The following is a 12,884-nucleotide window of genomic DNA, read 5'->3' as shown; positions in this document are numbered from 1 at the left end:
CATAATCGGCCGATGAACAACGTTCCCGCTTCCGATCCGCTGGTCATCGCCGGCCGGACCTTCCATTCGCGCCTGCTGACCGGCACCGGCAAGTTCAAGGACCTGGACGAGACCCGCCGCGCCACCGAGGCCGCCGGCGCGCAGATCGTCACCGTCGCCATCCGCCGCACCAACATCGGCCAGAACCCGGGCGAGCCCAACCTGCTCGACGTGCTGCCGCCGGAGAAGTACACGATCCTGCCCAACACCGCCGGCTGCTACACCGCCGAGGACGCGGTGCGCACCTGCCGGCTGGCGCGCGAGCTGCTGGACGGCCACAACCTGGTCAAGCTCGAGGTGCTGGGCGACCAGAAGACCCTGTACCCGGACGTGGTGCAGACCCTCAAGGCGGCCGAGCTGCTGGTGGCCGACGGCTTCGACGTGATGGTCTACACCTCCGACGACCCGATCCTGGCCCGCCAGCTGGAGCAAATCGGCTGCGTGGCGGTGATGCCGCTGGCCGCGCCGATCGGCTCGGGCCTGGGCATACAGAACCGCTACACCCTGCTGGAGATCATCGAGAACGCCAAGGTGCCGGTGCTGGTCGACGCCGGCGTGGGCACCGCCTCGGACGCGGCCATCGCCATGGAGCTGGGCTGCGACGGCGTGCTGATGAACACCGCCATCGCCGGGGCCAAGGACCCGGTGCTGATGGCCAGCGCCATGCGCAAGGCGGTGCAGGCCGGGCGCGAGGCCTTCCTGGCCGGGCGCATCCCGCGCAAGCGCTACGCCAGCGCTTCCTCCCCCGTGGACGGACTGATCGGCTGACGATGACCGACCCGTTCACCAGCGAGGGCGCCAAGGCCCCGCCCAAGCCCTACACCGCCAGCGAGGGCCGGCGCGAGATCCGCAGCTTCGTCCTGCGCCAGGGCCGGTTCACGCCGGCGCAGCAACGCGCGTTCGACGAGGCCTGGCCGCGCTTCGGCATCGACTACACCGGCCAGGTGCGCGACTACGACGCCCTGTTCGGCCGCGCCGCGCCGAAGGTGATGGAGATCGGCTTCGGCAACGGCGAGGCGCTGCGCTTCGCCGCGCAGCAGGACCCTTCGCGCGACTACATCGGCCTGGAGGTGCACGCCCCCGGCGTGGGCCGCCTGCTCAACGCCCTGGCCGCCGACGGCAGCGACCACGTCAAGGTCTACCACCACGACGCGGTGGAGGTGCTGCGCAACGAGGTCGCCGACGGCGCCCTGGACGAGATCCGGATCTACTTCCCCGATCCGTGGCACAAGAAGCGGCACAACAAGCGCCGCCTGGTGCAGCCGGAGTTCGCCGCGCTGCTGGTGCGCAAGCTGCGCATCGGCGGCCGCCTGCACCTGGCCACCGACTGGGAGCCTTACGCCGAGCACATGTGGGACGTGCTCGAGGCGACCCCCGGGCTGGCCAACCGCGCCGGCCCGCGCGGCCACGTGCCGCGCCCGGAATGGCGGCCGCAGACCCACTTCGAGCGCCGCGGCCTGACGCTGGGCCACGGCGTGTGGGACCTGCTGTACGACCGCACCGACGCCCCCTCGCCGGAGCCCGTCGCAGGATGAGGCACCTGGCCGTGGCCGCCGTCGTGCACCTGGCATGCGGCCACGGCCGCCGTCCCGCCACGGGCCGGCGCTGAGCACGGGGACGCCATGGAATCCGGCCTGACCCTGACCAACGACATGCGCCTGGTGCTGGGCCTGGTGGCCTTCACCATGGCGATGTTCGTGTTCGACCGGATCCGCGCCGACCTGGTCGCGCTGGTGGTGCTGGTGGTGCTGGGCGTGACCGGCCTGGTGGCGCCGGAGGAGATCTTCAGCGGCTTCTCCGGCAACGCGGTGATCAGCATCATGGCCACGATGGTGCTGGGCGCGGGCCTGGACCGCACCGGCGCGCTCAACCGCCTGGCCGGCTGGCTGCTGCGGCGCGGCCACGGCATCGAGCAGCGGCTGATGCTGATGACCACCGCCATCGCCGGCCTCAATTCCTCGTTCATGCAGAACCCGTCGGTGATGGCGCTGTACCTGCCGGTGGCCTCGCGCCTGTCCACCCGCACCGGGATGGCGCTGTCGCGGCTGCTGCTGCCGCTCGCCGCGGCGATCGTGATGGGCGCGGCGCTGACCATGGTCGGCAACTCGCCGCTGATCCTGCTCAACGACCTGCTGGTCTCGGCCAACAACAACCTGCCCTCGGGCATGGCCACGCTGGAACCGCTGTCGATGTTCGCCCCGGCGCCGGTGGGCCTGGCCCTGCTGGTGGGCTCGCTGCTGTACTTCCGCTTCTACGGCAACCGCAAGCTGGCCGAGGAGGAAACCGGCGGCGAGAACGCCACGCCCTCCAGCACCGAGGGCTACTTCGCCCGCACCTACGGCCTGGACGGCGACGTCTACGAACTGGCGGTGACCGCCGACAGCCCGCTGGTGGGCATGACCCTGGGCGAGGCCGAGAACCTGCACGACGCGCCGGTGCTGCTGGCGCTGAAGACCGGCAACGACACCCGCCTGGCGCCGCCGGCGGACATGCGCATCTGGGTCGGCAGCGTGCTGGGGGTGATGGGCCGCCGCCAGCAGGTGGCCGACTTCGCCCAGAACCATTTCCTGCGCATGTCCTCGCGCCTGCGCAACCTCGGCGACCTGTTCAACCCGGCGCGCGCCGGCATCTCCGAGGCGGTGGTGCCGCCGACCTCGACCTTCATCGGCAAGACCGCGCGCGAGATGCGCCTGCGCCAGCGCCTGGGCATCAGCCTGCTGGCGATCAACCGCGACAAGCAGGTGATCCGCGAAGACGTGCGCTCGGTGCCGCTGCGCGCCGGCGACATGCTGGTGTTCCACAGCTTCTGGCAGGACCTGGCCCAGGCGGCGCGCAGCCGCGACTTCGCCGTGGTCACCGACTACCCCAAGGGCGAGCAGCGCCCGCACAAGTTCAAGATCGCCATGGCGATCTTCGCCTTCACCATCCTGGTGGCGCTGTTCGCGCGCCTGCCGGTGTCGCTGATCCTGATGACCGGCGTGGCCGGCATGCTGCTGGCCGGCGTGCTGAAGATGGACGAGGCCTACGCCGCCATCAACTGGAAGACCGTGTTCCTCACCGCCTGCCTGATCCCGCTGGGCTGGGCCATGGACAGCAGCGGCGCGGCGGCGTGGGTGGCGGGCAACACCCTGGACCGGCTGCCGGAGGGCACCCCGCCCTGGGTGCTGCAGATCGCGGTGGCGCTGCTGACCACCGGCTTCTCGCTGGTGATCAGCCACGTCGGCGCGACCATCGTGATGGTGCCGATCGCGATCAACCTGGCGCTGGCGGTGGGCGGCGACCCGACCGCGTTCGCCCTGGTCACCGCGCTGTCGGCCTCCAACAACTTCATGACCGCCTCCAACCCGGTGATCTCGATGATCACCGGCCCGGCCGGCTACACCTCGCGCCAGCTGTGGCGCGTGGGCGGACCGTTGTCGCTGCTGTACTCGGCGATCGCGGTGACCGTGGTCAACCTGATGTTCTGGGGCCGCTGAGCCGGTTCAGGCCAGCCACACCTGGCCGTCGCGCACTTCCACCGCCACCGGCCGCAGGCGGTCGCCGCGGCACGGCCCGGCCACGCAGCCACCCCGCTCCAGCTCGAACGCGGCGCCATGCGCGGCGCACACCAGCTGGCCCTCGCGGCTCTTCAGGAACTGTCCGGGGGCCCAGTCCAGGCGCCGGCCGGCATGCGGGCAGACGTTGAGCCAGGCGCGCACGGCCTCGCCGCTGCGGTACACCACCAGCGACTCGGACTCGCCGTCGATCACGGCCTGGGCCTCGGCCAGGGCGCCGTCGGGCAGGGCGTCCAGGCTGAGCAGGGGTTCCTGGTTTAACGGATTCATCACACCTCGCGTGGGCATCGCGCCGATACTGCCGGCCACCGCCATTCTGGCACGGCACCGAAATGCACCAACGCTCCTTCCGCTTCGACAGTGCGCGCCTGCGCGACCTGTTCCAGCCCCGCAAGCCGCGGCACCCGCTGCTGCGCGTGGCCCTGGGCGTGGTCGGCGTGGCCCTGCTGGCGCTGCTGGTGTTCTTCAGCGTGTTCGTGGGTGCGGCCATGCTGGCCGCCGGCCTGGCCTGGAAGCTGCTGCGCGGGCGCGGCAGCGCGCGCCCGGGCGCACGCCCGGTGATGGACGGCGAGTACCGCGTGCTGCGCCGCCAGGCCCTGCCCCGCTGACCCGGGCCTGCCGCCCCGGCTAGACTGTGCGGCCCTCCAGCCAGCGGGCCGCCCATGAGCGCCGATAACCAAGACGTCATCCCCGCGCCCCCCGTGCCGCGCCTGGCCGTGCGCGGCGGCGGCCGCTTCCCGGTACGCCGGATCTATTGCGTGGGCCGCAACTTCGCCGACCACGCCCGCGAGATGGGCGTCGCGGTGCCGGGCAGCAAGGCCGAGCGCGGCACCCCGGTGTTCTTCATGAAGCCGGCCGATGCGGTGGTCACCGACGGCGTGGTGCCCTACCCGCCGGCCACCGCCGACCTGCACCACGAGGTCGAGCTGGTGGTGGCGATCGGCCGCGACGCCCCGGCCGGGGTGCTGCCGGTGGAACAGGCGCAGGCGCTGGTGTTCGGTTACACCGTCGGCCTGGACCTGACCCGCCGCGACCTGCAGGCCGCGGCCAAGGCCAAGGGCCTGCCCTGGGACACCGCCAAGGGCTTCGACCATTCCGCGCCGGTGGGCGAACTGCTGCCGGCGGCCGAAGCCGGAACCCTGGACGGGCGCGTGCTGGAGCTGCAGGTCAATGGCCAGGTGCGCCAGCGCGCGCCGCTGTCGGACCTGATCTGGGACGTGCCGGAGATCCTGCACGAGCTGTCGAAGCTGTATGCCTTGCGCGCCGGCGACCTGGTGTTCATGGGCACCCCGGCCGGAGTGGCCGCGCTGCAGCCCGGTGACGCCTTCGCCGCCAGCCTGGACGGCATCGCCACCCTGCACGGCCGCGTCGCCGCCTGATCGCCGCCCGCGCCCGGCGCGGGTTACGCTTCGCGCCCGTGCCGCGGGCACCCGTAGACAGAGAAGGAGAACGAGATGGGCATGATCAGCGAGTTCAAGGAATTCGCCATGCGCGGCAACGTCATCGACCTCGCCGTGGGCGTGGTGATCGGCGGCGCCTTCGGCAAGATCGTCACCGCGCTGGTGGACAAGGTCATCATGCCGCCGCTGGGCTGGCTGATCGGCAACGTCGACTTCTCCGACCTGGCCTGGACCCTCGCGCCGGCGCGCGTGGCCGCCGACGGCAGCGAGATCCCGGCGGTGGTGATCGGCTATGGCGAGTTCCTCAACACCGTCATCCAGTTCCTGATCGTGGCCTTCGCCATCTTCATGCTGGTCAAGGGCGTCAACCGCCTGGCCCGTCGCCGCAAGCAGGAAGAGGAAGCCCCGGCCGCGCCGCCGGAGCCGAGCGAGGAAGTGCTGCTGCTGCGCCAGATCCGCGATTCGCTGCAACAGCGCTGAGCGGACCCGCCGCTCCCGTGACCAAGCGCACGGGAGCGGCCCGGCGGGGCTTGCTAGGCTCGGCTTTTCCCAACGCCGGAGCCTCGCCGCAATGCGCCTTGCCCTGCTTGCCGCCGCCCTGCTGGTCCCGCTGGCGGCCGTCGCCGCCGAAACCCGCATCCCCGACCGGGCCCTCGAACAGGCCGCGGGCCTGCGCGAGCGGGCCCTGGCCGACGACACCGCCTGGAAGGTCACCGAGTCGCTGACCACCGAGATTGGCCCGCGCATCGCCGGCAGCGAGGCCGACGCCCGCGCCGTGGCCTGGGCGGCGGCCAAGTTCCGCGAGCTGGGCTTCGACAAGGTGTGGACCGAGCCGGTGACCTTCCCGAAGTGGGAGCGTCGCAGCGAAAGCGCCGCGGTGGTCGGCGCCAACGCGCAGCCGCTGGCGGTCACCGCCCTGGGCGGCAGCCCGGGCGGCACGGTCGAGGCCGAGATCGTGCGCTTCCCCGACCTGGCGGCGCTGGAAGCGGCGCCGGAGGGCTCGCTGGCCGGGCGCATCGCCTTCGTCGACTACCAGATGCCCGCCGCGCGCGACGGCAGCGGCTACGGCCCCGGCGGCGCGATCCGTTCGCGCGGCCCGTCGCTGGCGATCCGCAGGGGCGCGATCGGCTTCCTGATGCGCTCGGCCGGCACCGACAGCCACCGCGTGCCGCATACCGGCATCACCCACTTCGACGAGGGCCTTGCCCCGGTGCCCTCGGCCGCGCTGAGCATCCCCGACGCCGACCAGCTGGCGCGCCTGGCCGCGCGCGGCCCGGTCAAGGTGCGGCTGTCGCTGGATTGCGGCTGGGACGGCGAATACACCTCGCAGAACGTGATCGGCGAGATCACCGGCCGCAGCAAGCCCAGGGAAGTGGTGCTGCTGGGCGCGCACCTGGATTCCTGGGACCTGGGCACCGGCGCGGTGGACGATGCCGCCGGCATCGGCATCACCATGGCCGCCGCACGCCTGATCAAGCAGATGCCGCGGCGCCCGGCGCGCAGCATCCGCGTGGTCGCCTACGCCAACGAGGAACAAGGCCTGGTCGGCGGCAGGGCCTACGCGGACAGGCATGCCGGCGAGATCGCGGTGCACCAGCTGGCCGCCGAGAGCGACTTCGGCGCCGGCCGCATCTACGCCTTCAACACCGGCGCGCCGGAGCATGCGCAGGCCGCCACCCGCCAGATCGCACAGGCGCTGGCGCCGCTGGGCATCGAGCACGCGCCCGGCCAGGGCAGTCCCGGCCCGGACATCATCCCGCTGTCGGCCAAGGGCGTGACCTGGGCCTGGCTGGCCCAGGACGGCAGCGACTACTTCCACCTGCACCACACCGCCGACGACACCCTCGACAAGATCGACCCGGAGGCGCTGAAGCAGAACGTCGCCGCCTGGGCGGTATTCGCCTGGCTGGCGGCCGAGGCCGAAGGCGACTTCGGCAGCAAGCCGGGCGCCACCCCGCGGCCGGCGAACTGATCGCGCAAGGCCTCCGCGGCGCACCGCCGCGGAGGCAGTCCGCCCCGGCGGGCCATGCCTGCGCGCCGGGTGCGCAGGTATTCCGGATCCTCACCGGTCCATGCCGGACGCCAGCCGCGGCAGCGGGTACGCTCCCCTGCACCAGGAAGGGAGCCGCCGAATGCCAGCCATGCTGCGAACCGTACTCGTCCTCCTGCTGGGCCTGCCTGCGGCCCACGCCCAGGCATCCGCGCCGCTGCAGCTGCAGTCGCCCGACGGCCGCAACAGCGTCACTTTCGAGCTGGATGCCGACGGCGCCCCGCTATGGTCGGTGGCGCGCGACGGCCAGGCGGTGATCGCGCCCTCGCCGCTGGGCGTGCGCCTGGGCGGCGGCGAACCCATCGCCCAGGGCCTGCGCCTGGCCGGCAGCCGCGCCAGCGAGGCCGACGAGCCCTACGAACTGGTGGCGGGCAAGTCGCGCGAAGGACGCGACCATTACCGCCAGCTGGAAGTCGAACTGGCCACCACGGACGGTCGCATCCTGGGCCTGGTGCTGCGCGCCTATGACGACGGCGTCGCCCTGCGCTACCGCCTGCCGCGCCCGGCGCGCGGCGACCTGGTGGTGGACGGGGAACTGACCGGCTTCCTGTTCCCGCGCGACTTCGCCTGCCACGCGCTCAACCTCGGCCGCTTCGGCACCAGCCACGAAGGGGAGTTCGACCCGGTCGCCGCCTCGCGCATCCGCCCCCACCACCTGCTTGGCCTGCCGCTGGTGTGCGCCACCGGCGAGGGCAGCACCACCTTCGCCATCGCCGAGGCCGACCTGGACCGCTATGCCGGCCTGTACCTGGCCGGCCGCGGCGATGGCCGCCCGGGCGTGGAGGCCAGGCTGTCGCCGCGCCTGGACGAACCCGGCGTGGCCGTGCGGCTGCCGCGCGGCGAGGTGGACGCCGGCGGCCATCCCACGCCCTGGCGGGTGCTGATGCTGGGCGACAGCCCCGGCGCACTGGTGGAGTCGGACCTGGTGGCCCGGCTCAATCCGCCCACGCCGATCGCCGACACCTCGTGGATCCGCCCAGGCAAGTCGGCCTGGGACTGGTGGTCCGGCGGCCTGGCCCCGGACGTGCCGGAGCCGGGCATGAACACGGCCACCATCCGCCGCTACATCGACCACGCCGCGGCGCTGGGCCTGGAATACATGCTGATCGACGATGGCTGGTACGTCGGCAGCAGCGGCGACGGCCGGTACAACCCCAGGGCCGACATCACCCGGCCGGTGCCCGGCCTGGACCTGGAGGGACTGATCGGCTACGCCCGCCAGCGCGGCGTCGGCATCTGGCTGTGGGCGCACTGGAAGTCGCTGCAGCCGCGCCTGGACCAGGTGTTCGCGCACTACGCCAGGCTCGGCGTCAAGGGCGTCAAGGTCGACTTCATGGAGCGCGACGACCAGCAGATGGTCGCCTTCTTCCACGAGATGATGCGCGCCTCGGCCCGGCACCGGCTGATGCTCAACCTGCACGGCGCCTACCACCCCACCGGCCTGCACCGCACCTGGCCGCAGTTCCTGACCCAGGAAGGCGTGCTCGGCGCCGAGTACAACAAGTGGAGCCGGCGCATCACCCCGGAGCACAACCTGACCCTGCCGTTCACCCGCATGCTGCTGGGGCCGATGGACTACACCCCGGGCGGGTTCCGCAACGCCACGCCGGAGCAGTTCCGGATCTCGTTCAAGGGGCCGCAGGTGATGGGCACGCGCGCGCACCAGCTGGCGATGTACGTGGTCTACGACAGCCCGCTGCAGATGGTCGCCGACAGCCCGGACGCGTACGTCGACGCCCCCGGCGCCGAATTCATCGCGCGCGTGCCGGCCAGCTGGGACGAAACCCGGGTGCTGGACGGGGCGATCGGCAGCCACATCGCGACCGCGCGCCGCGCGGGCCGCGACTGGTACATCGGCGCGATGGCCAACCAGGCACGCAGCGTGGAGCTGGACCTGGGCTTCCTGCCGGCGGCGGACTACACCCTGACCCTGTGGCGCGACGGCGCCACGCCCACCGACGTGGTCCGCGAGCAACGGCGCATCGATGCCGACCACCGTCGCATCCGCCTGGAACTGGCGGCCGGCGGCGGCGCGGTGCTGCACCTGCAGGCGGTGCCGCTGCGGATCGCCGCGTCCGACTGAAGCGCGGCGATCCCGGGCGCGCTCAGCACCGGGTCGCGGCCCAGTGCGCGAGGAACACCGCGGTGGCCGCGGCGACGTTGAGGCTTTCCACCGCACCGGTGCCGGGAATCGACACGCGGTGCATGCAGGCACCGGCCAGGCCCGGGTCCATGCCCTCGCCCTCGGCGCCCATCACGTAGACCAGGCGCGCCGGCGGCTGCAGCGCGAACAGGTCCTCGCCGTCGCGCACCACGGTGGCGGCCGAAGCGAAGCCGGCCGCATGCAGGCGCGCCAACGCCGCATCGTTGTCCGGCAGGCGCACCAGGGGCACCGCCTCGGCACCGCCCTCGGCCACCCGCGCGGCGGCGCCGGACAGGGCCAGGGTCGAACGCTCCGGCAGCAGCACCGCCGCGCCGAAGTGCGCGGCCGAGCGCAGGATCGCGCCGAAATTGTGCGGATTGCCCACCCCGTCCAGCCACAGCGCCAGCGCCGGGGCGCCGGGCGCCAGGGCGGCGAGCCAGTCATCCAGCGCCAGCGGCGCGGTGCGCAGCACGTCGGCGACCACGCCTTCGTGGTGGGAGCTGGCGGCCAGCCGGTCCAGGTCCTCCGCCTCGACCACGCGGTAACCGACGCGGTTCTGCACGCACCAGGCCAGCAGCGGGCGCAGCGCGTGCACCCGCGACTGCAGCAGGTACAGCTTGCGGATCGCCTGCGGCCGGCGTTCGAACACCGCCTGCACCGCGTTGAGCCCGTACAGCCGTACTTCCTCGCGGCGCGCCGGCCGCGGCGCCGGCGCCGCGGCCGCGTCGGGCTCCCGTGCCTGCGGCCAGCCCGCCGCGGCGGGAACCGCGCCACGCTCCGGGCGCCCGGCCGGCGCCGGCCGCGCATCGCCCTCGCGGCGCGGCGGCCCCTTGCGCGGTGGGCGCGGGCCGCGGTCCCAGGGATTGCCCATCAGTCCTTCCTGGACCAGAAGCCGGCATTGCGGATGCCCAGCGCCTCCGGGTCGAACACGGGCTCGACGCCAAGCTTCTTCTGCCGCTCGTAGTCCTGCAGTGCCAGCAGCGCCGGCTTCTGCAGGATCAGGATGGCGATGATGTTGAGCCAGGCCATCAGGCCCACGCCGATGTCGCCCAGGGTCCAGGCGGTGGCGGCGTTGTGGTAGGCACCGAACACCACCATGGCGATGATGCCCAGGCGCAGCAGCAGGGTCGCCAGCGGGTGCGTCTTGCGCACGCCGGCCAGGTAGGTGAGGTTGGTCTCGGCCATGTAGTAATAGGCCATGATCGTGGTGAAGGCGAAGAAGAACAACGCCAGCGCCACGAACGCCGAGCCCCAGCCCGGCAGCACCGACTCCACCGCCGCCTGGGTGAACTGCGCGCCCTCGGAGGGTGCCACGCCCGGCACGCCGCTGACGATGGCCTGCAGCGTCTCCTTGCCGTCCTCCATCACCACGCGGAAGGTGTTGTACATGCCGGTGGACAGCAGCAGGAACGCGGTGGAGGTGCACACCAGCATGGTGTCGAAGTAGATCGCGAAGGCCTGCACGTAGCCCTGCTTGGCCGGGTGCGAGACCTCGGCGGCCGCGGCCGCGTGCGGGCCGGTGCCCTGGCCGGCCTCGTTGGCGTACACGCCGCGCTTGACGCCCCAGGCGATGGCCTGGCCGATGATCGCGCCGAACGCCGCGTGCGCGCCGAACGCGCTGGAGAAGATGTCGGCGAACATGCCCGGCACCTTGTGCGCGTTGAGGATCATCACCACGATCGCCATCAGGATGAAGGCCAGGGCCATGAACGGCACCACCAGCTCGGCGAAGGCGGCGATGCGCTTGATGCCGCCGAAGATGATCAGGCCCAGCAGGGTGGCCACGCCCAGGCCGATCCACAGCTTGAGCATGCTGGCGCCGCCGCTGGCCTCGCAGAACGCCGCGCCGCCGCCGCACAGCACGTTGCTGGCGCTGTCGGCGATGGCGTTGGCCTGCACGCCCGGCAGCAGCAGGCCGGTGGCGACCACGGTGGCCACGGCGAACGCCACCGCGTACCACTTCAGGCCCATCGCCTTCTCGATGTAGTACGCCGGGCCGCCGCGGTAGCGGCCCTCGGCGTCCTTTTCCTTGTAGATCTGGGCCAGGCTGGACTCGACGTACGAGGTCGAGGCGCCGAGGAAGCCCATCACCCACATCCAGAACACCGCGCCCGGGCCGCCGTAGGCGATGGCGGTGGCCACGCCGGCGATGTTGCCGATGCCCATGCGCCCGGCCATGGAGATGGCCAGGGCCTGGAACGAGGAGACGCCGGCGTCGGACTTCTGCCCGGTGACGGTCAGCCGGCACATCTCGGCGAATCCGCGCACCTGCATCACGCGGGTGCGGAAGGTGAACCACAGGCCGGCACCCAGGCACAGCGCGATCAGCGCATTGCTCCAGATGATGCCGTTAATCCAGGCAAGAAAAGCTTCCACGGGTCAGGGTCTCCGGCCGTCGGAACGGAAAGGGGAAGGGGCGGCGCGCGCCGCAAGGTGAAGGAAAGATAACCGCAACCCGCCCCGCCGCGCAGTGCCTTCCGGCACGGGCGCCGCTCAGGCCGGTGCGCCCTGCACGCGGCGGAACGGCACCCGCAGGGTGGTCCAGGTGCCCGCGCGCCACAGCCATTCCAGCGGTCCGTACAGGAAATGGCGGAACCACAGGTGGGCGAACGCCAGCTGCGCGGCGAACGCGGCCAGGCCCCAGAGCACGGCCTGCAGCTGGGTCATGCTGGCGTGCAGGCCCAGGCCGTAGCCGTAGAACACCGGCACGAACAGCAGCGACTGGCCCACGTACAGGCTCAGGGTCATGCGCCCGGCCGGCGCCAGCAACCGCAGCACCGGCTGCGCCGGTCCGTGGTACAGCACCAGGAAGCCGAACAGCAGCACCGCCATCACCGCCAGGTCGAACAGGCTGCCAAGCAGGCTGCCGGCCAGCGCGCGCGGCATGAACATCGCATCGCTGGCCGGCACCAGCGCCGCCAGCGGTTCGCGGGCGAAGTACAGGACCGCGGCCGCGGCCAGGGCCAGCAGCAGGCCGGCCATGCGCAGGCGCGCGAATGCCTGCGGCCGGGCGAAGAAGCCGATCCGTCCCAGCACCATGCCGGCCAGCGACAACCCCAGGATCTGGCTCAGCCGGCCGGAGCCGTGCATGAAAGCCCATTTCTGGGCGTGTCCCTCCACCACGTTGATCCGCACCGTGTCCCACAGGCTGCCGCTGGCGTACAGCGGATTGATCGCGTCGCTCCAGTAGGCCGGCGCGCGGTTGGCCCATTCCGCGCCGGCCAGCCCGGCCGCGATCTGCACCAGCATCAGCGGCTGCAGCAGCAGCACCGCCGCCAGCGCCAGCAGCACGCGGTTGGACCGGACGCGGTGGAACGGCAGCAGGAACAGGCCCATCACCGCCAGCACCTCGAGGATGTCGCCGCGGTACCACAGCCCGTGCAGCAGGCCCATCGCGGCCAACAGCAACAGCCGCCACGCGAAGCGGAGGCTGAAGTCCCGGCCGCGGCGTTCCCCGGCCTGCATCAGGATGAAGAAGCTGGTGCCGAAGCACAGCGCCATCAGGGCGAAGGCCTTGCCGGCGAACACCAGCCACACCGCGTCGTGCACCGCCAGCTGGAACGGGTCGGTCACCGGCGCCAGCCAGTACAGCTCGAACAGTTCCGGCATGTGCACCATGAACAGCCCGAACAGGGCGAAGCCCCGCAGGGCATCGAGGTTCTCCAGGCGCGCGCCGCCGCTCCCTGCCATGCCGTTCC

General features: G+C 72.2%; 12 protein-coding genes. 8 read left to right on the top strand and 4 right to left on the bottom strand.

The window, feature by feature from the left end:
• The first annotated feature begins 12 nt into the window (after nt 1–12).
• The 3 genes from PSEJ31_RS0102800 (at nt 13) to PSEJ31_RS0102790 (ending at nt 3,515) form a co-directional block, all read left to right on the top strand.
• Nucleotides 13–807: a thiazole synthase gene (locus PSEJ31_RS0102800; RefSeq protein ID WP_019398517.1), complete on the top strand. Its 795-nt coding sequence runs from the start codon at nt 13–15 to the stop codon at nt 805–807.
• Between the two features lie 2 nt (nt 808–809).
• Entirely contained in the window at nt 810–1,574 is a 765-nt protein-coding gene (gene trmB / locus PSEJ31_RS0102795; RefSeq protein ID WP_028914586.1) for a tRNA (guanosine(46)-N7)-methyltransferase TrmB, read from the top strand.
• 87 nt (nt 1,575–1,661) lie between these two features.
• The gene (locus tag PSEJ31_RS0102790) at nt 1,662–3,515 is read left to right on the top strand and encodes an SLC13 family permease (RefSeq protein ID WP_019398519.1); all 1,854 of its coding nucleotides are present in this window, start codon (nt 1,662–1,664) and stop codon (nt 3,513–3,515) included.
• Nucleotides 3,516–3,521: 6 nt separating this feature from the next.
• Here the strand turns inward: PSEJ31_RS0102790 and PSEJ31_RS0102785 are convergent, their stop codons facing one another.
• A complete protein-coding gene (locus PSEJ31_RS0102785) occupies nt 3,522–3,863 on the bottom strand; it encodes a Rieske (2Fe-2S) protein (RefSeq protein WP_019398520.1) in 342 nt (113 codons plus the stop codon).
• A 62-nt stretch (nt 3,864–3,925) separates the two neighbouring features.
• Here PSEJ31_RS0102785 and PSEJ31_RS0102780 point away from each other — a divergent pair, with 62 nt between their 5' ends.
• From PSEJ31_RS0102780 to PSEJ31_RS0102760, 5 genes are all read left to right on the top strand, one after another.
• Nucleotides 3,926–4,201: a hypothetical protein gene (locus PSEJ31_RS0102780; protein WP_019398521.1), complete on the top strand. Its 276-nt coding sequence runs from the start codon at nt 3,926–3,928 to the stop codon at nt 4,199–4,201.
• Between the two features lie 54 nt (nt 4,202–4,255).
• Complete coding sequence (locus tag PSEJ31_RS0102775) at nt 4,256–4,972, top strand: fumarylacetoacetate hydrolase family protein (RefSeq protein ID WP_037034290.1); 717 nt, start codon at nt 4,256–4,258, stop codon at nt 4,970–4,972.
• Between the two features lie 75 nt (nt 4,973–5,047).
• Nucleotides 5,048–5,473 carry a large-conductance mechanosensitive channel protein MscL gene (mscL, locus tag PSEJ31_RS0102770; RefSeq protein WP_028914584.1) on the top strand — a complete coding sequence of 142 codons (426 nt, stop codon included), beginning with the start codon at nt 5,048–5,050 and terminating at the stop codon, nt 5,471–5,473.
• Between the two features lie 91 nt (nt 5,474–5,564).
• Nucleotides 5,565–6,965: a M28 family peptidase gene (locus tag PSEJ31_RS0102765; RefSeq protein WP_028914583.1), complete on the top strand. Its 1,401-nt coding sequence runs from the start codon at nt 5,565–5,567 to the stop codon at nt 6,963–6,965.
• Nucleotides 6,966–7,125: 160 nt separating this feature from the next.
• The gene (locus PSEJ31_RS0102760) at nt 7,126–9,126 is read left to right on the top strand and encodes a glycoside hydrolase family 97 protein (protein ID WP_028914582.1); all 2,001 of its coding nucleotides are present in this window, start codon (nt 7,126–7,128) and stop codon (nt 9,124–9,126) included.
• 22 nt (nt 9,127–9,148) lie between these two features.
• Here the strand turns inward: PSEJ31_RS0102760 and PSEJ31_RS15590 are convergent, their stop codons facing one another.
• From PSEJ31_RS15590 to PSEJ31_RS0102745, 3 genes are all read right to left on the bottom strand, one after another.
• Nucleotides 9,149–10,057: an RNA methyltransferase gene (locus tag PSEJ31_RS15590; protein WP_037034288.1), complete on the bottom strand. Its 909-nt coding sequence runs from the start codon at nt 10,055–10,057 to the stop codon at nt 9,149–9,151.
• Nucleotides 10,057–11,562 carry an alanine/glycine:cation symporter family protein gene (locus PSEJ31_RS0102750; protein ID WP_028914581.1) on the bottom strand — a complete coding sequence of 502 codons (1,506 nt, stop codon included), beginning with the start codon at nt 11,560–11,562 and terminating at the stop codon, nt 10,057–10,059. The genes PSEJ31_RS15590 and PSEJ31_RS0102750 overlap by 1 nt, the downstream gene beginning before the upstream one ends.
• 117 nt (nt 11,563–11,679) lie before the next feature.
• Nucleotides 11,680–12,876, bottom strand: coding sequence for a DUF418 domain-containing protein (locus PSEJ31_RS0102745; protein ID WP_037034286.1), 1,197 nt, complete (start codon nt 12,874–12,876; stop codon nt 11,680–11,682).
• Between the last annotated feature and the right edge of the window lie 8 nt (nt 12,877–12,884).

The sequence above is a fragment of the Pseudoxanthomonas sp. J31 genome, from assembly GCF_000510725.1.
Classification (GTDB): Bacteria; Pseudomonadota; Gammaproteobacteria; order Xanthomonadales; family Xanthomonadaceae; genus Pseudoxanthomonas.
This window is presented reverse-complemented; position numbering and strand designations above follow the sequence as displayed.